Source organism: Streptomyces sp. CA-135486, from assembly GCF_050936555.1.
GTDB lineage: Bacteria > Actinomycetota > Actinomycetes > Streptomycetales > Streptomycetaceae > Streptomyces.
The window spans coordinates 3,122,121-3,139,886 of sequence record NZ_JBNJMM010000002.1; the positions used below are offsets into that span (position 1 = coordinate 3,122,121).

The window sequence follows — 17,766 nt, forward strand, 5'->3', positions numbered from 1 at the left end:
GGATGGTTCGGGGTGGTCGCCGATGCGCGTCGGACAGCGGCCGACACGACTCAGGGTGGTCGTCGCTGCGCGTTCGGACGGCGGTCGAGGTTCAGGGCGCGGTCGTTGCTGCCCCTGGGACGGCGGCAGGGCACGGTCGGGGCCGTTGTCGCTGCCCCTGGGACGGCGGTCGGAACGGCTCAGGCCGTCGCCGATGCCCGGGGCCGTGCGTAACCCGGCAGGCAGCGGGCGAGCGCACGCAGTGCGTAGTACGAACGCGACTTGACCGTCCCTGCCGGTATGCCGAGCGCCTCCGCCGCCTCGTTCACGCTCAGCCCGCGGAAGTAGATCTGCACCAGCACCGCACGGTGCTCGGGGCTCAGCGACTCGACCGCGGCCCGCACATCGAGCGCCGCGACGGCCGTCTCGGTGACGTCCGCCGGGTCCGGGGTCGTCGCCAGCACCCCGTCGCCGATCTCCGTCGGGCGCGCCAGCCGCGAGCGGCGTGCGTCGATCGCGAGCCGCCGCCCGACCGTGAAGAGCCACGGCCGCATCGACTCGTAGGGGCCCTCGAAGGCCTCGGGGTGCTGCCATGCCCGTACGAGCGTCTCCTGCAGCAGGTCCTCGGCGCGTTGCTGGTCCCCGTACGTCAGACCGAGCAGAAAGCTGAGCAGAGCGGGGCCGTGTTCACGCTGGAGCTCCGCCATGGCCCGCTCGTCGGTCGTCGTGGAGGCGGAAGCGGTCGCGGTCGCCATTGCCAACACCCTTTCGCGCTGAGGTCACTGCACGTGGCGTATATGAACGCATCCGGGCGCGAAGGGACAGACGGAGCACCGCTGTCTTCGGCGAGCGGTCGCACTGAGCGACGAGTGGTGCGGTGAACGGGCAGCCGGAGGCGACCGGAAGCGATGGCTCCGGTCTGATCCGAAAGACAGGTCCCCGCCGGCGCCGCTACGGAACGACCGTCACCGGCCAGCGCCCCGCCTTCACCAGCCGGACCGCCACCGAACCGATGATCCGGTGTCCCGCCGACTCCGAAGCCCCGACCACCACGGCGTCCGCCTTCAGCTCGTCGGCCGCGCTGACCAGCCCGCCGTACGGATCGCCGCGGAAGGTGTGGAACTCCCAGCGGACGTTCCAGATCCCCCTGACCCGTTCGGCGGCGGAGCGGATCTCGGCCACCAGACTCTCGGCGATCTCCCCGGTCGTGTCCGCGACCGGGACACCCAGGGCCGCGCCCGCCGGCATCACCGGCTGGACGTAGACGATGGCGAGCAGGGCGTTCTGCCGACGGGCCAGCCCACTGGCGTACGCCGCCGCCCGCAGGGAGGAGTCGGAACCGTCCACGCCGACAAGGATCACTTTGGGGCCGTCGGTGCCGCGTTCGAACTGCTGGGGCCGCTGCTCTGTCACACGGTCGAGGCTATCCGCTCCCGACAGGCGGCCCGCCGGTGGTCTCCCTAGAGTGCAGACCATGAGTGTCACCGTGGAGGAGCCCACTCCCGTCCGTGGCCACTTGCTGAGCAGGGTGCCCGGCGCTTTCGCGATGTTCTTCGCCGCGCTCGGCGTGTTCTGCATCATCCTCGCGCTCATCCCACCCCTGCGGCCCCTGCTGCGGCCTGTCGCTGACTTCCTGGACCGCGTCACCGTTCCGGTGAGTGCGAACCTCGCCTACGCCGTCTTCCTGCTGCTGCTCGCCGCGGCCATCGGCGCTCGCAAGAAGGCCGCGTGGTGGCTGGTCATCAGCTATATGGCCCTGCTGCTGCTCACGGACGTACTGGTACTGGTCTTCGACCACGACTGGAGCTGGATCCCCAATCTGGTGCTGTGCCTGGCCGCGGCGGCGGTGCTCGTCGCGGCGCGCGGGGAGTTCTACGCCCGGACCAGGCGCGGGGCGCTGCGCCGCGCGCTCCTTGTCCTGGTGCTCGGGCTCGCCGCCGGGATCCTGGTCGGGTGGGGTCTCGTCGAGCTGTTCCCCGGCGGGCTGCCGCAGCACCAGCGTCTGCTGTGGGCCGCCAACCGGGTGCTCGGTGGACTGATCTCCAGCGACGAGTTCGACGGCCGCCCGTCCCGTTTCCTCTTCTTTCTCCTCGGTCTCTTCGGCGCGATCGCCCTGCTCGGCGCGGCAGCCACGCTCTTTCGCTCGCAGCGCATGGAAGCCGCCCTGCACGGCGACGAGGAGCCCCGCATCCGCGCCCTGCTCGGTGCGTACGGCTCCCAGGATTCGCTCGGCTACTTCGCCACCCGCCGCGACAAGGCCGTCGTCTTCTCACCGAGCGGAACGGCCGCCGTCACCTATCGGGTCGAGGCCGGCGTCGCTCTGGCCAGCGGTGATCCGGTGGGTGACCGGGCGGCCTGGACCCCGGCCATCAGAGCGTGGCTGGACGTCGCCAAGCGGTACGCCTGGGCCCCGGCGGTCATGGGCGCGTCCGAGGACGGCGCCAGAGCCTTCGGGCGCTCCGGGCTCGGGGCGATCCAGCTCGGCGACGAGGCGATCCTGCAGGTGGGCCGCTTCGACCTGGACGGCCGCGACATGCGGGTCACCCGCCAGGCCGTGAACCGGGTCAAGCGGACCGGTGCCACGGTTCAGATCCGTCGGCACTCCGCACTGTCCGACGACGAGATGCGGCGCATCGTCGACAGGGCCGACGCCTGGCGCGACACCGAGACGGAACGCGGCTTCTCGATGGCCCTCGACCGCCTCGGCGACCCCGCCGACGGGGACTGCCTGCTGGTGGAGGCCTTCGACGGGGACGGCGATCTGGTCGCCCTGCTCTCGTTCGTGCCGTGGGGCAGGGACGGCGTCTCGCTCGACCTGATGCGCCGTGACCGCACCGCCCCCAACGGCGTCATGGAGTTCATGGTCGCCGAACTCTGTGCCCACGCACCCAGGCTCGGCGTACGGCGCATCTCCCTCAACTTCGCCGTCTTCCGCTCCGCCTTCGAGGAGGGCGCCCGTATCGGTGCCGGCCCCGTGCTGCGGATGTGGCGCAAGCTGCTGCTCTTCTTCTCCAAGTGGTGGCAGCTGGAGGCCCTCTACCGGTCCAACGTCAAGTACCAGCCCGAGTGGTATCCGCGCTTCCTCTGCTTCGGGGACGCCGGTTCCCTCGCCCGCGTGGGACTCGCATCCGGCATCGCCGAGGGCTTTGTCTCCGTGCCGAGCCTGCGCAAGCTCTGGGGCAGGGGGCGGCTGAACGGCGTCACCAGCCCCGTCACCACCGCAGGGCTGCCGGCCATCGACGCACTGGGCCTGGCCGGTCCCGGCACCGGCGCCGCGGCGGGCGAGCAGCGGCTGCCCGATCAGGTGCGCATCCGCCACCGCAAACTGGACCGCCTGCGCGCGGAGGGCATCGACCCGTACCCCGTGGGCATCACCCTGCGCACTCATGCGCTCGCCGAGATCCGAGCGGCGAACCCGGCACCCGCACCCGGCACCCGCACCGGCCGGAAGGCCACGGTCGCGGGTCGCGTGATGGTCGTACGAGACCTCGGCGGCGTCGTCTTCGCCGTGCTGCGCGACTGGTCCGGCGACCTTCAGCTCGCCCTCACCCGCGACGACTGCGGACCGGACGTACTGAAGAGCTTCACCCGCGACCTCGACTTCGGCGACCACATCACCGCCACCGGCGAGATCGGCTCCAGCGACAAGGGCGAACTGTCCGTCTTCGTCACCGAGTGGCAGCTGACCGGCAAGTGTCTGCGCCCGTTGCCCGACAAACGGCGCGGCCTCGCCGATCCCGAGGCCCGGGTGCGCCGCCGCTATCTCGATCTGGTGGTGAGCCCCGGCGCCCGCGATGTCGTACGCCACCGCTCCACCGCCGTCCAGGCGCTGCGACAGGGCCTGCTGGAGCGCGGCTATCTCGAGGTCGAGACGCCGATGCTGCAGCAGATCCACGGCGGCGCCAACGCCCGCCCCTTCACGACCCATATCAACGCCTACGACCTCGATCTCTATCTGCGTATTGCGCCCGAGCTGTATCTGAAGCGGCTGTGCGTGGGAGGCATGGAGAGGGTCTTCGAGATGGGCCGCACCTTCCGCAACGAGGGCGTCTCCTACAAGCACAACCCCGAGTTCACGATGCTGGAGGCCTATCAGGCCTTCGCCGACTACGACGTGATGCTCGATCTGACCCGTGAGCTGATCCAGGGCGCGGCCACCGCGGCCTTCGGTTCCCCGATCGCGCACAAGGCAGGCCAGGACGGCAGGCTCGTCGAGCACGACATCTCCGGCCCGTGGCCGGTCAAGACGGTGTACGGAGCGATCTCGGAGGCACTCGGCGAGGAGATCGACGCCGACACCGACGAGGCCGACCTCCGCAGGCACTGCGACCGGGCAGGTGTTCCGCACATCCCCGACGACACCCGTGGTGACGTGGTCCTGGAGATGTACGAGCGCCTGGTCGAGGAGCGGACCAAGATGCCCACCTTCTACCAGGACTTCCCGACCGACGTCTCCCCGCTCACCCGCCAGCACCGCCGCGACCCGCGCCTCGCCGAGCGCTGGGACCTGGTCGCCTTCGGAACCGAACTGGGCACCGCATACTCGGAGTTGACCGACCCGGTGGAGCAGCGGCGCAGACTCACCGCCCAGTCCCTGCTCGCCGCGGGCGGCGACCCGGAGGCCATGGAGCTCGACGAGGACTTCCTCGACGCGCTGGAGTACGCCATGCCCCCCACCGGCGGTCTCGGCATCGGGGTCGACCGGCTCGTCATGTTCCTCACCGGTCTCACGATCCGAGAGACACTGCCCTTCCCGCTGGTCCGCCGTACCTGAGGCCCCGCGCCTGCGCACTTCCACTGCTCCTTTCGGGTACTTTCGCGTGCGAAAACGGTGTTGAAGTGGTGTCCGGGACAACGGCCGTGCGAGCAGTTAGTCATGAAAAAGGACCAGATGTCACCCGGTCGCCGATCGGTGCTCCGCATTGCCGCCTGTCTCGGCGCAGCCGCCACCGCGGGGCTGCTCTTCAACGACCGGGAAGCGACCCCCGGCAGGGCGGCCGTCCCCGGCGACGGGGCTGCCCCCGGCGAGGGAGCCGTCCCCGGCGCGGCCGGAGGTCCCCGGGCCGCCGCCGGCCCTCCGGCCAAGGCCTCCGCCTACAGGCTGCAGCCGATGACGGCGGCCACGCCGGAGCGATTCCGCAGAGCCCTGCCGCCGGTGCGCAGGCGGCCCTTCGACCGTCTGTCAGGGGTCGGCCGCACGATGGTCCTCACCTTCGACGACGGGCCCGACCGCCGCTATACGCCAGGCATCCTGAGCACCCTGCGCCGGTACAAGGTGCCCGCCATCTTCTTCGTGTGCGGCGAGATGGCCACCGACAACCGCGATCTGCTCCGGCAGATGGCCGACCAGGGGCATGTGGTCGGCAACCACTCGTGGTCGCACCCACTGGTCACCAAGCTCCCGCCGTCCGGGATCCGCGACGAGCTGGGCCGTACCAGCGAGGTGATCGAGCGGACGCTGGGCGCTCCGCCGCTCTGGTACCGGGCCCCGTACGGAGCGTGGAACAAGCACTCCTTCGAGATCGGTGCGGAGCTCGGCATGGAGCCGCTGGCCTGGACCCTCGACACGCTCGACTGGACCGAGCCCGGTGTGGAGCCCATCGTCGGCCGGGTAATGGAGGGCGCGGCGCCCGGTGTCGTCGTCCTCTCGCACGACGCGGGCGGCGACCGCTCGCAGAGCGTCGCGGCGCTGCGCAGATATCTGCCTCAGCTGCTCGATGCCGGGTATCGCTTCACTGTTCCGCGCAGATGAGCCGCGCGGTGGCCGCGGGCGGCTGCGGCGCTGCTCGGGACGTCTGCTCTTCGGCCGTTCAACGGGCCCTGAATCAGCCGGCCTTGACCATCCGGGCGAAGACGACGACGTTACCCGAGTAGCCGTTCGACTTCGTGTAGCCGCCGCCGCAGGTGATCACACGCAGTTCGGCGAAGCCGGTGTCGCCGTAGACACGGGCGCCGGGGAAGTCCTGCTTGGAGAACACCTCGACGGCGTAGACCTCGAAGATGGCGGTCTTGCCGTCGAAGCGGCTCACCTCGATGTGCTCCCCCTTCTGGATGGAGCCGAGGCCGTAAAAGACGGCAGGACCGGACAGGTTGTCGACATGGCCGACGAGGACCGCGGTGCCGCGCTGGCCGGGGGCGATGCCGTTCTGGTACCAGCCGGCGATATTGGGATCCTGGGGCGGCGGGGCCGCGATCCAGCCCTGGTTGTCCAGGCCGACGTTCATGATCGGGGCGTCGACTCTGATCGCGGGAATCCGTACGCGCTCGGCCGGAGCGTAGGGCAGGGACAGCGGGGGGACGAGCGGAGTGAACGTCTCACCGTGGCTCATTGCGGCGGCCGCGGCCGGCTGGGGCGGGCCCAGGGTGACATCGGCGCCGTTGCGCATCAGCGCCATGCCGCTGAGCATGGCAAGGGCCAGTACGCCCCAGGGCGAGCGTTTCCTCGACTCCGAGCCGCTGTAGTACTTGCCCATGATTCTCCCTGTTCGTCCGGCACCTGTTGGCACGCTAAGTGAGCTTCGCGGGCGCGGCGAGGAGAGAAGCGCGAACGGGTGGCAGGCGCGAGCGGTGCTGCCCCATTCGAGTAATCAGCGGATAAAACTTCTGACGGTCTGTGACCTGCGGCTCCGTCAGATCGTCCGGCGTGTCGCCTCACCGGGGTGGACCAGCGCCGAAATGCGCGGAATGTTGGGGCCAGTGAGGGTTCGTCATGGAAGACGTACTCGTCGAATCTCCCGGAGCGCCGCTTTGGGGCGTCTTCCTCAGGAGGTTCCACGATGCGTGCTTCACGCGCTCTCGCAGCGGCCGCGGCCGCCTGCGCGGCCGTCGGGCTCTCTGCCCCGCTGGCCGCCGCGGGCGGCGACCGTCAGGACATCGGCCCGACCAGCGTCACCGTCAGTCCGCGCTCCGTTCACCAGGGCAGCACCTTGACGATCACCGTCCGGGGCTGCAACCGCGGTGGCACGGTCTCGTCCAACGCCTTCCCCACCACCAATCTCTCCGGAAACCGCAATGGCATCTCGACCGCCATTGCGCGGATCCACGACGATGCCGCGCCGGGTGGGTACAACCTGGCGGTCAGATGCAGCAACAACCAGAACGGCAACCAGGGTGGCGACGGCCGGGGGAACGGCAGCCAGGCCGGCGACGGCCGAGTGGACAACAACCAAGGGGGCGACGGTCGAGGGGACAGCAACGAGGGTGGCGACGGCCGGGAGAACAACAACCTGGGCGGTGACGGTCAGGGGAACAACAACCAGGGTGGCGACGGCCAGGGGAACAACAACCAGGGTGGGGATGGCCGCGGGAACAACAACCTGGGCGGTGACGGTCGGGGGAACAACAACCTGGGCGGTGACGGTCGGGGGAACAACAACCAGGGTGGGGATGGCCGCGGGAACAACAACCAGGGTGGGGATGGCCGCGGGAACAACAACCAGGGCGGTGACGGCCGCGGGAACAACAACCAGGGCGGTGACGGCCGCGGGAACAACAACCAGGGCGGTGACGGCCGGGGCAACGACAACCAGCGGGTGGCGACGGCTCAGTTCACCGTGCTCGCCGGCCGGGGCGCGCTCGGCGGCCTCGGCGGCTCGGTGGGTCCCAGCTCCACCGAGATGGCGATCGGAGCGGGCCTGGTCGTCACGGCGGCCGTCGGCGGCACGCTGTTCGTCGCACGCCGTCGCCGTTCGGTCGGCGGAAAGGCCTGACCGGCCGAACCTCCCGGTCGGCCGGAACCGCCCGTAGCCCCGAGTCCGGGTCAGGACTCGGGGCTACGGGCGGTTCAAGTCAGTGCAGGCGGCTGTGCGAGCGCCTGCGTACGACGAAGAAGGTGGCGGTGGCCGCGGCCACGACCAGCGCGGAGCCGGCGACGATCTCCCCGGTGTTCATCCTCCCGACGCTGCCGCCGAGCCCGCCCCTGACGCCCTGGGGCGTGGTGGTGGAGCGGGTGGTGGGGGTGGACCTGCCACCGGTGATGGTGAGATTGAACGAGCCCGTCCCCTGCCCGGGGCAGTTGAACTGGACCGAGTACTGGGCGCCCGGTCTGGCGTCGAGGTCGACCGTGGCGGTGGCGGAGCTGCCGGGGCTGATGTTGACGGTGTCGAAGACCCCGGAGGCGGCGGTGGCCGTGGTGTTGCACCCGCTGGCGGACAGCGTGACGCGCCCGCCCGGCGAGACGGTCGAGGGGGTGATGGTGAAGATGGGCGAGGTCCCTTTGTTGTCGGCGGCCGTCGCGGTGGGGGCGGTCAGGGCGAGTGAGGCCACTCCCAGCAGAGCGGCGGATGCGACACGTATCGCGCGCATGGTCAATCCTCCGGGTCTCCGAGGGGCAGCTGCGGAACCGATTTCCACAAATGGCGGGGAATGCACCTCGATGATCGAAACGCTAAGAGTGTCGGTTGCGCCCCGCGATCCCTGTCCGGCGAATGGGGTATCCGTGTCCCCCGTGCGGCGGACTGCGGGGCGCGTCACCACGTCACGTCCGCCGCCGGTGAGAAGGGGACGGGGGAGCTGTCGGCCTCGGGGACGGCCGGCCCGGGGCCGTGCGTCCGCCGGCCTTCGGCCGCACGGGTGACCCGCCGGTGCGGACCGCGTCCCACGACGTCGCGAGTACGTCCCCCACCGCGCCACGAGTGGGTCGCCCACGACGTCGCGAGTACGTCTCCCACGGCGCCGTGAGTGACTGGCGTAGCCAGTGGGGCGGATGAGATCCAGCCATTCTGTCGTGGGGTGAATTTCCCTGGTGGCAGGGGGATTTCGATGGTTCGCGTTCGCGACCCAGAAGAATTTTTCCAGCGCGTTGAACACATCGCGCCTCCGTGTCCGTACCTAGGGCCATGAACGGCGCACCCAGGCGTCGCAACAGGCTCGATGACAACGGGAGTGGAAATGAACACCTGGCGTAACGCCTCGCTCGCGGTGACTGCGGCGGCCGTACTCGCGCTGACGACGGCGTGCGGTCAGGAGAAGGGCAACGAGACCCCCAATGGTCAGGCGGTCGGCGCGGCCAACCCGGCGGACAGCGGATATGGCTCCGGCTACGGATCGGGTGCCGGGGCGGCCAGCGCCCAGGGTGTGGCCGCGAAGCCGGCCGGACAGCTGGCCGTCTGGGACAGCAAGGAACTCGGCAAGGTCGTCACCGACAGCGCCGGCTTCACTCTCTACCGTTTCGACAAGGACACCGCCAGCCCGCCGAAGTCGAATTGCGAAGGCGAGTGCGCGAAGAAGTGGCCCGTCGTGGCAGCGGGCGGCGCCTCGGCGGCGCCCGGCACCGATGCATCGCTGATCGGCGAGGTGACCCGCGCCGACGGCACCAAGCAGCTCACCATCGGTGGCTGGCCGATGTACCGCTACGCCCAGGACGCCAAGCCCGGTGACGCCAAGGGCCAGGGCGTGGGCGGCACTTGGTATGCCGCCGCCCCCGACGGCAAGAAGGCGGCCGGCGGTGAAGGAGAGGGCGCCGGCTCGGGCTCCGACTACGGCGACGGTGGCGAGGAGGCCGGTGGCGAGCAGGCCGACCTCGCGGGACTCTCGGTCCGCAAGGACCCCAAGCTCGGCGAGATCATCGTCGACAAGAACGGCATGACCGTCTACCGGTTCAAGAAGGACTCCGCCTGGCCCATGAAGTCGGCCTGCACCGGCGATTGCCTCAAGAAGTGGCCGGTTGTCGCCCCTGTCGACAAGAATGACGCCGAGGGAATCATCAAGAAGGGCTTCGTCACCTTCAACCGTCCCGACGGAATCAAGCAGCAGTCCCTCGACTGCTGGCCGATCTACACCTTCGCGGGCGACGCCAAGCCCGGTGACACCAACGGCCAGGGCGTTGGCGGCACTTGGTACGCGGTTTCTCCCCAGGGCAAGCTGGTCGGAGCGCCCAAGTAGTCCCCACGCTGCGCCTCCGGCCCGGCCGGCCCGTCTCACGCCCCCTGCGTGATGGCGGGCCGGTTGTTATGTGCCTCTGGCGAGTGCCGGCATGTGACCAAGAACGGACCGCTAATTTCCGTTTGGGCTCGCCCTCTTGGCGGGCGATCAGTAGCCTCGGCTCGAACACTGGCCATGGACATGGCCGAACTCCCCCGTGGCGACTTGTTGGAGACATCGATGGAGCGTCCCGCCTGGGCCCCGCAGGGCATTGACATATCGGTGCCGAGCGTGTCCCGCATTTACGACTACTACCTGGGCGGCTCGCACAATTTCGAAGTGGACCGGGAAGCGGCGCGCAAGGCGATGGAGTTCATGCCGGGCCTTCCCAAGATCATGCAGGCGAACCGCGCCTTCATGCGCCGGGCCGTGAATTATGCGGTGAGCGAGGGCGTCACCCAGTTCCTCGACATCGGCTCCGGGATTCCGACCTTCGGCAATGTCCATGAAGTGGCTCTCGGGGCGAGCGCGGAGTCCCGTATCGTCTACGTCGACCACGACCCGGTCGCCGTCGCGCACAGCCGGGCCGTACTGGACGGCAATGAGCAGGCAACCGTCGTCTCCGCCGACCTGCGAAAGCCCCGGCAGATACTCGACAGCCCCGAGGTCACCGGACTGCTCGATCTGGAGCGGCCGGTGGCGCTCCTCCTCGTCGCCGTGCTCCACTTCGTCGAGGACGAGGACGACCCGCAGGCGGCCGTGGCGGAGCTGCGGGACGCGCTGGCCCCCGGCAGCCTCGTCGTCGTCACCCACGCCTCGTACGAAGGAGTCCCGGTGTCCGAGGAGCAGGCGGGCGGCGCCGTCGGCGTCTACCGGAACATACGCAACCCGCTGATCATGCGCTCGCGCGAGGAGATCGCGCGGTTCTTCGAGGGGTACGAGATGGTCGAGCCGGGGCTGGTGCCCATGCCGCACTGGCGGCCCGAGCCTCCCGCCGAGGAGGAAGACCCATATGCCTTCTCGGGCTTCGCCGGGGTGGGGCGCAAGGCGTGATGTCGCCGTCGCAGGCGCCGGGTTCCGCGGTGGACCCGGACAGCCTGGAGGACAGACTCCGCAGATTCGCGACGATCTGGAGCCGGGCGATCTTTCCGGTGACGGCCACCTCGCTGACCAGGCCCGAGCTCGAAGAGCATCTGCTGCCGATGGCCCGGACGCTGAGCGCCGCGCTGTATGCGCGTCCCTTCGAGCCGCAGGCCGCCCATCGCATCGGAACCGCCCTCGTGCAGGCCCACTGCACCGACGCGGAGGCGCTCAGCCGCACGCTGGGCGTCATCGACGCGTATCTGGTGCTGTACTGCGGCAGCGGTGATCCGGAGCCGACGGCCGAGGAGAGCCGGGCCCGTTGTGCCCGGCTGCAGCACGCGCTGGCTGCCGGCTTCGCGCAGGGGCTGCGCGAGCGCACGCTGGCCGAGCAGGAGGCCATCGCCCGCTCCTCGCTGCTGGCCCGCAGCGACGCCGTGCAGGCGCTGCACGCCACCGAGGCCCGCTTCCGCGCGGTGTTCGAGGGTGCCGCGATCGGCATCGGCATCGCCGACCTCGAAGGCAATGTGCTGGAGGTCAACGAGACCCTGACGCGGATGTTCGGCGGCCTTGAGCACCATGTGCGTGGCCGGAAGGTGACCGACTGGTCGCATCCCGAGGACCGGCCCCATGTCTGGCAGCTCTACCGTGAACTGGTGCGCGGCGAGCGCGACCACTTCCGGGTGGAGAAGCCGTTCTTCCGCAATGACGGCACCGTGCTCTGGACCAATCTGACGGTCTCTCTGCTGCGGGACGCCGATGGCCGGCCGCAGTACCAGCTGGCGCTGATGGAGGACACTACGGAGCGCCGGCTGCTCAATCTGCGGCTGCGCTACGAGGCCACGCACGACGCCCTGACCGGGCTGCCCAACCGGACGCTGTTCTTCGAGCGGCTGGAAAAGGCACTCTCCGGCGGCGAGGGCTCACGCTTCGGGCTCTGCTATCTCGACCTCGACGGATTCAAGGCGATCAACGACAGCCTCGGCCATGCGACGGGGGACCGGCTGCTGGTGGAGGTGGCGGACCGGCTGCAGAGCTGCGCCACCGCGCCGGGCGAGATGGTGGCCCGCATCGGCGGCGACGAGTTCGTCGCCCTGACCACCGGGCCCGAGACCCAGCGGGAGGTCGACGATCTCGCGACCCGTATCCTCGCTGCGCTCGCGTCGCCCATCAGCGTCGACGGCCGGGAGTTCACGGTCCGCGGGAGCATCGGCATCGTGGAGGGCCCGGCGGGTGAGCGCACGACCGCCGAGGTGCTGCGCAGCGCCGACATCACGATGTACCGGGCCAAGTCCGCGGGCGGAAACCGCTTCGAGCTGGCCGACCCGGAGGCGGACGCCCGTGCCATCACCCGGCACGGACTGACCACCGCGCTCCCGGCGGCCCTGGAGCGCGGTGAGTTCTTCATCGAGTACCAGCCGCTGGTGCACCTGGGCGACGGCAGCGTGCACGGGGCCGAGGCGCTGGTGCGCTGGTGCCATCCGCAGCATGGCGTACTCGGACCGGATCAGTTCATTCCGCTTGCCGAGCACACCGGACTGATCGTGCCACTGGGCCGCTGGGTGCTCCAGGAGGCCGTACGCCAGGCGAGATACTGGCAGGAACGCCACTCCGACGGCGGTCCCCTGCGGATCAATGTCAACCTCTCGCCCACCCAGCTGCACCACCCCGGGCTGGTGGCCGAGACGGTCGACGTCCTTGAGCGCTCCGGCCTCGCACCGGGTGCGCTCTGCCTCGAGGTGACCGAGTCCGCGCTGATCGGCGCCGACGAGGATCTGCTCAAGCCGCTGCGCCAACTCGCCGAGATGGGCGTGGACATCGCACTCGACGACTTCGGCACGGGCTACTCGAACCTCGCCAATCTGCGCCGGCTGCCGGTCAGCGTTCTCAAGCTGGACCGCTCCTTCACCCAGGGCATGCAGCGGCATCCGGCCGACCCCGTCGATCTGAAGATCGTCGAGGGCATCGTCTCGCTCGCGCACAGCTTGCAACTGGCCGTCACGGTCGAGGGGGTGGAGACCGGCGCCCAGGCGGAACAGCTGCGGGAGCTGGGCTGCGACACGGCCCAGGGCTGGTACTACGCCCGCCCGGGCCCGCCGGACAAGCTGCACGCCCTCAGCTTGGCGGACGCGGTGTAGCGGTCCGGGCTTGCACCGGGCGGTCCGCCCCGGACCCCGTACGCGACCTTCGGCACGCGGGCTCCGGGGCGGAGCCCCGGAGTCAGAGCACGGCCCCGCGTGAGGCGAGCAGCACCCGCTGGAGCTCACGCGCCGCCCGCGGCGGAGCCACATCGCTGCGGTGCGCGAGCGCGATCGTGCGCCGCAGGCCCGGCGGGGCCAGGGCGGTCGTCCGCAGGTCGCGCCCCGCCCGGTCGGCGACCATCCGGGGCACCACCGCGACGCCCAGCCCCGCCCGTACGAAACCGAGCACCGCGTCCATCTCGCCGCCCTCCACGGTGAAGCTCGGCTCGAAGCCCTCGGCCCGGCAGGCGCCGACCGTCAGCTCGCGCAGGTCGTAGCCGTGCCGGAACATCACCAGTGGCTCGTCGCGCAGATCGGCGATCCGCACCGGCCCCCCGGGGGCCTTCGCCGCGGCCGAGGACACCACCACCAGATCCTCCCGCAGCAGTTCGACGGTGGTCAGCGCGGGTGAAGCGGGCGGCAGCGGCAGCACGATCAGGGCCAGATCGAGGGCGCCCCGCGCCAGCTCCCGTACGAGATCGTGTGATCCGCTCTCCTCGATCAGCAGCTGGACTCCGGGATGCAGCTGATGGAAGGCGCGCAGTACGTCGGGCAGCAGACCGGTGCACAGGCTCGGTGTCGCGCCGAGCCTGACCCGGCCGCGGCGCAGCTGCACCAGCTCCTGCACCTCGTGCCGTGCGGTATCGGCGTCGGCGAGGATCCGGCGGGCCAGCGGGAGCAGCGCCTCGCCCGCGTCGGTCAGGGCGATATTGCCGCGGGCGCGGCTGAACAGGTCGGCTCCCAGCTCCTTCTCCAGCGTCCGGATCTGCTGGGAGAGCGAGGGCTGGGAGACATGGACGCGCTCGGCCGCATGGGTGAAGTGCCGGGTCTCGGCGACCGCCACGAAGTAGAGAAGCTGCTGGAACTGCATGGGAACCATGATAGGCCAAGCCTATGGACTTGACCCACATCATGTCTTGGACCTCTGGAGCCCTTCGGCCCTAGCGTTCCTGGCATGGCTCTGGCAACGCGGACGGATCGAAAGTCGCCGGATCGGTCCTCGGACCGAAAACCGTCCCCCACGCGCACCTTCTGGGGATCGACGGTCGGCAAGAAGACGGTCATGGCAGTGAGCGGACTGATCATGCTCGGCTATCTGCTCGCGCATGTGATGGGCAACCTCAAGGTCTTCTTCGGACCGGGGGAGTTCAACGGGTACGGCCACTGGCTGCGCACCATGGGCGAGCCGGTCCTGCACTACGAATGGGGGCTGTGGATCGTCCGCGTGGTGCTGCTCGCCGCCGTCGTGGCGCACGCCGTCTCGGCGTACCAGCTGAGCAGGCGGGACCTGCGAGCCAGGCCCACCCGGTACGTACACAAGCGGCGCCGCGCGAGCTACGCCACCCGCACCATGCGCTGGGGCGGTGTCATCGTGGCGCTGTTCATCGTCTGGCATCTGCTCGACCTGACCACGCTGACGGTGAACGAGAACGCCCAGCCGGGCCATCCGTACGAGAACGTCGTCGCGACCTTCTCCACCTGGTACGGCAATGTCATCTACATCGTCGCGATGCTCGCCGTCGGACTGCACATCCGGCACGGCTTCTGGAGCGCCGCCCAGACCCTGGGCGTCGGCAACGCCAGCCGTGACCGCGTGCTCAAGTACGTCGCCAACGCCCTCGCGTTCGTACTGACCGCGGGCTTCCTCTCCGTACCCGTCGCCGTCATGACCAAAGTGGTGAGCTGACATGAGACACCAGCACTACGCGACCGGCGCGCCGATCGCCGACACGAAGGCCCCCGAAGGGCCCATCGCCGAGCGCTGGGACCGCCGACGCTTCGAGGCCAGGCTGGTCAACCCGGCCAACCGCCGCAAGCACACCGTCATCGTCGTCGGCACCGGACTCGCGGGCGGCGCGGCGGGCGCCACCCTGGCCGAACAGGGCTACCACGTCGAGCAGTTCTGCTACCAGGACTCGCCGCGCCGTGCGCACTCCATCGCCGCCCAGGGCGGGATCAACGCTGCGAAGAACTACCGCAACGACGGCGACTCGATCCACCGGCTGTTCTACGACACCGTCAAGGGCGGCGACTTCCGCGCCCGTGAGTCCAACGTCCACCGGCTCGCCCAGATTTCGGTGGAGATCATCGACCAGTGCGTGGCCCAGGGCGTGCCGTTCGCCCGCGAGTACGGCGGACTGCTCGACACCCGTTCCTTCGGCGGCGTCCAGGTGTCACGGACCTTCTACGCCCGCGGCCAGACGGGACAGCAGCTGCTGCTCGGCGCCTACCAGGCGCTCTCCCGTCAGATCGCCGCGGGCACGGTGACCCTGCACGCCCGCACCGAGATGCTCGATCTGATCGTCGTCGACGGGCGGGCCCGTGGCATCGTCGCCCGCGATCTGATCAGCGGGGAGATTTCCACGCACTTCGCCGACGCCGTGGTCCTGGCCACGGGCGGCTACGGCAATGTCTTCTACCTGTCGACGAACGCCATGAACAGCAACGCCACCGCCATCTGGCGTGCCCACCGGCGCGGCGCCTACTTCGCCAACCCTTGCTTCACCCAGATCCACCCCACCTGCATCCCGCGCACCGGAGACCACCAGTCCAAGCTGACCTTGATGAGCGAGTCGCTTCGCAACGACGGACGCATCTGGGTGCCGAAGGCGCGCGGGGACGCGCGGCCGCCGAGCGAGATCCCCGAGGACGAGCGCGACTACTACCTGGAGCGGATCTATCCCTCCTTCGGCAATCTCGTCCCGCGCGACATCGCCTCGCGCGCCGCGAAGAACGTGTGCGACGAGGGCCGCGGCGTGGGCCCCGGCGGGCAGGGCGTGTACCTGGACTTCGCCGACGCGATCTCCCGGATGGGCAGGGCCGCGGTCGAGGAGAAGTACGGCAACCTCTTCGAGATGTACGAGCGGATCACCGCGGAGAATCCGTACGAGGTGCCGATGCGGATCTATCCCGCCGTGCATTACACGATGGGCGGACTCTGGGTCGACTACGACCTGCAGACGACCGTCCCGGGCCTCTTCGCCATCGGCGAGGCCAACTTCTCGGACCACGGCGCGAACCGGCTGGGTGCCTCGGCGCTGATGCAGGGCCTGGCGGACGGGTACTTCGTGCTGCCGTCCACGATCAACGACTACCTGGCGCGAAACCCGATGGGCGAGCAGGTGGATGCCTCGCACCCGGCGGTGGCCGAGGTGCTCGCCGAGACCGAGGACCGGCTGAGCCTGCTCCTGTCCGTAAACGGCGACCGCACGCCCGACTCCTTCCACCGCGAACTCGGCGAGCTCATGTGGGAGTTCTGCGGCATGGCGCGCACGGACGAGGGCCTGCGCAAGGCGCTCGACCGCATCCCGCAGCTCCGCGCGGAGTTCTGGCGCCGTATCAAGGTGCCGGGTACCGGTGAGGAGTTCAACCAGTCGCTGGAGAAGGCGAACCGCATCGTCGACTATCTGGAGCTCGCCGAGCTGATGTGCCTCGACGCGCTGCACCGGTCCGAGTCCTGCGGCGGCCACTTCCGCGAGGAGTCCCAGACCCCGGACGGCGAGGCCGCCCGGCGGGACGAGGAGTTCTCGTACGCCGCCGCCTGGGAGTTCGCGGGTACGCAGTCGGCTCCCGTCCTGCACAAGGAAGACCTTGTCTTCGAGTACGTACACCCCACTCAGCGGAGCTACGCATGAAGCTCAACCTGCGCGTCTGGCGGCAGAAGAACGCCGACGCCGACGGTGCCATGTCCACCTACGAGGTGGACGGAATCTCCCGCGACATGTCCTTCCTGGAGATGCTCGACACCCTCAACGAGGAGCTCATCCTGCGCGGTGAGGATCCGGTCGCCTTCGACCACGACTGCCGCGAGGGCATCTGCGGCGCGTGCAGCCTGGTCATCAACGGAGACGCACACGGCCCGGAGCGCACCACCACCTGCCAGCTCCATATGCGCTCCTTCAACGACGGCGACACCATCGACGTGGAGCCGTGGCGGGCCGCCGCCTTCCCGGTGGTCAAGGACCTCGTCGTGGACCGGTCCGCCTTCGACCGGATCATCCAGGCGGGTGGCTACATCAGCGCCCCGACCGGTGCCGCTCCCGAGGCGCACGCGACGCCCGTCCCGAAGCCGGACGCCGACTTCGCCTTCGAGCACGCGGAGTGCATCGGCTGCGGCGCCTGCGTCGCGGCCTGCCCCAACGGCTCGGCGATGCTGTTCACCTCGGCGAAGATCAACCACCTCAATGTGCTGCCGCAGGGCGCACCGGAGCGCGAGAGCCGGGTGCTCGACATGGTCGCGACGATGGACGAGGAGGGCTTCGGCGGCTGCACGCTGACCGGCGAATGCGCCACCGCCTGCCCGAAGGGCATCCCGCTGCCGTCGATCGCGGCGATGAACAAGGAGTGGCTGCGGGCCACCCGGAAGGCACGTCGCTGAGGCGGGGTTCCGGTCAGCTTTCCGGTGTGAGGCCGACCACGCTTCCCCGCCTCCGGCAACAAACTATTCACACAACTGCCTCATTGGCCGGAGGATTTACGCTTTTGGTGGCGCGCGGGCGCGCGGACAGTAAGATCAACTTTGTTCAACTCTGCACTGCATATCTTGACATGTCCGCTTAGTAGCCAACCAATACCCGGAGATTTCAGCGGGACTCGGGTCAACCGG

General features: G+C 69.6%; 13 protein-coding genes and 1 pseudogene. 9 read left to right on the plus strand and 5 right to left on the minus strand.

The window, feature by feature from the left end; genetic code table 11:
• Positions 1 to 179: 179 nt before the first annotated feature.
• Entirely contained in the window at positions 180 to 734 is a 555-nt protein-coding gene (locus ACQEVG_RS33920; protein ID WP_432991016.1) for a sigma-70 family RNA polymerase sigma factor, read from the minus strand.
• A gap of 196 nt (positions 735 to 930) precedes the next feature.
• Positions 931 to 1,392, minus strand: a complete 462-nt coding sequence (locus tag ACQEVG_RS33925; protein WP_432991018.1) for a universal stress protein — start codon at positions 1,390 to 1,392, stop codon at positions 931 to 933.
• A 61-nt stretch (positions 1,393 to 1,453) separates the two neighbouring features.
• Between ACQEVG_RS33925 and lysX the strand changes: the two genes are divergently transcribed.
• Positions 1,454 to 4,753, plus strand: coding sequence for a bifunctional lysylphosphatidylglycerol synthetase/lysine--tRNA ligase LysX (lysX, locus tag ACQEVG_RS33930; RefSeq protein WP_432991020.1), 3,300 nt, complete (start codon positions 1,454 to 1,456; stop codon positions 4,751 to 4,753).
• Between the two features lie 102 nt (positions 4,754 to 4,855).
• Complete coding sequence (locus tag ACQEVG_RS33935) at positions 4,856 to 5,731, plus strand: polysaccharide deacetylase family protein (RefSeq protein WP_432991022.1); 876 nt, start codon at positions 4,856 to 4,858, stop codon at positions 5,729 to 5,731.
• Between the two features lie 73 nt (positions 5,732 to 5,804).
• Here the strand turns inward: ACQEVG_RS33935 and ACQEVG_RS33940 are convergent, their stop codons facing one another.
• Entirely contained in the window at positions 5,805 to 6,452 is a 648-nt protein-coding gene (locus ACQEVG_RS33940) for a class F sortase (protein ID WP_432991024.1), read from the minus strand.
• A 1,047-nt stretch (positions 6,453 to 7,499) separates the two neighbouring features.
• On the opposite strand from ACQEVG_RS33940, the pseudogene ACQEVG_RS33945 reads away from it, so the two are divergent.
• Positions 7,500 to 7,688, plus strand: a pseudogene (locus ACQEVG_RS33945) (hypothetical protein); the annotation flags it as partial.
• Between the two features lie 79 nt (positions 7,689 to 7,767).
• On the opposite strand, the gene ACQEVG_RS33950 reads toward ACQEVG_RS33945, so the two are convergent.
• Positions 7,768 to 8,283 (minus strand): hypothetical protein, encoded by a 516-nt coding sequence (locus tag ACQEVG_RS33950; RefSeq protein ID WP_432991026.1) that lies wholly within the window; start codon positions 8,281 to 8,283, stop codon positions 7,768 to 7,770.
• 585 nt (positions 8,284 to 8,868) lie between these two features.
• Between ACQEVG_RS33950 and ACQEVG_RS33955 the strand changes: the two genes are divergently transcribed.
• The 3 genes from ACQEVG_RS33955 to ACQEVG_RS33965 all read left to right on the plus strand — a co-directional run bounded on the left by ACQEVG_RS33955 (position 8,869) and on the right by ACQEVG_RS33965 (position 13,058).
• Entirely contained in the window at positions 8,869 to 9,861 is a 993-nt protein-coding gene (locus ACQEVG_RS33955; RefSeq protein WP_432991028.1) for an SCO0930 family lipoprotein, read from the plus strand.
• A 219-nt stretch (positions 9,862 to 10,080) separates the two neighbouring features.
• Positions 10,081 to 10,893 carry an SAM-dependent methyltransferase gene (locus ACQEVG_RS33960; protein ID WP_432993093.1) on the plus strand — a complete coding sequence of 271 codons (813 nt, stop codon included), beginning with the start codon at positions 10,081 to 10,083 and terminating at the stop codon, positions 10,891 to 10,893.
• Positions 10,893 to 13,058 carry a putative bifunctional diguanylate cyclase/phosphodiesterase gene (locus tag ACQEVG_RS33965; protein WP_432991030.1) on the plus strand — a complete coding sequence of 722 codons (2,166 nt, stop codon included), beginning with the start codon at positions 10,893 to 10,895 and terminating at the stop codon, positions 13,056 to 13,058. The genes ACQEVG_RS33960 and ACQEVG_RS33965 overlap by 1 nt, the downstream gene beginning before the upstream one ends.
• 82 nt (positions 13,059 to 13,140) lie before the next feature.
• On the opposite strand, the gene ACQEVG_RS33970 is transcribed toward ACQEVG_RS33965, so the two are convergent.
• Positions 13,141 to 14,031, minus strand: a complete 891-nt coding sequence (locus ACQEVG_RS33970; protein ID WP_432991032.1) for a LysR family transcriptional regulator — start codon at positions 14,029 to 14,031, stop codon at positions 13,141 to 13,143.
• A gap of 84 nt (positions 14,032 to 14,115) precedes the next feature.
• On the opposite strand from ACQEVG_RS33970, the gene ACQEVG_RS33975 reads away from it, so the two are divergent.
• From ACQEVG_RS33975 to ACQEVG_RS33985, 3 genes are read left to right on the plus strand one after another with little or no spacing between them, the layout of a single operon-like run.
• Positions 14,116 to 14,847 carry a succinate dehydrogenase cytochrome b subunit gene (locus ACQEVG_RS33975; protein ID WP_432991035.1) on the plus strand — a complete coding sequence of 244 codons (732 nt, stop codon included), beginning with the start codon at positions 14,116 to 14,118 and terminating at the stop codon, positions 14,845 to 14,847.
• 1 nt (position 14,848) lies between these two features.
• Positions 14,849 to 16,795 (plus strand): fumarate reductase/succinate dehydrogenase flavoprotein subunit, encoded by a 1,947-nt coding sequence (locus ACQEVG_RS33980; protein ID WP_432991037.1) that lies wholly within the window; start codon positions 14,849 to 14,851, stop codon positions 16,793 to 16,795.
• The gene (locus ACQEVG_RS33985; RefSeq protein WP_432991040.1) at positions 16,792 to 17,538 is read left to right on the plus strand and encodes a succinate dehydrogenase/fumarate reductase iron-sulfur subunit; all 747 of its coding nucleotides are present in this window, start codon (positions 16,792 to 16,794) and stop codon (positions 17,536 to 17,538) included. Before ACQEVG_RS33980 ends, ACQEVG_RS33985 begins: the two co-directional genes overlap by 4 nt.
• The last annotated feature ends 228 nt before the right edge of the window (positions 17,539 to 17,766 follow it).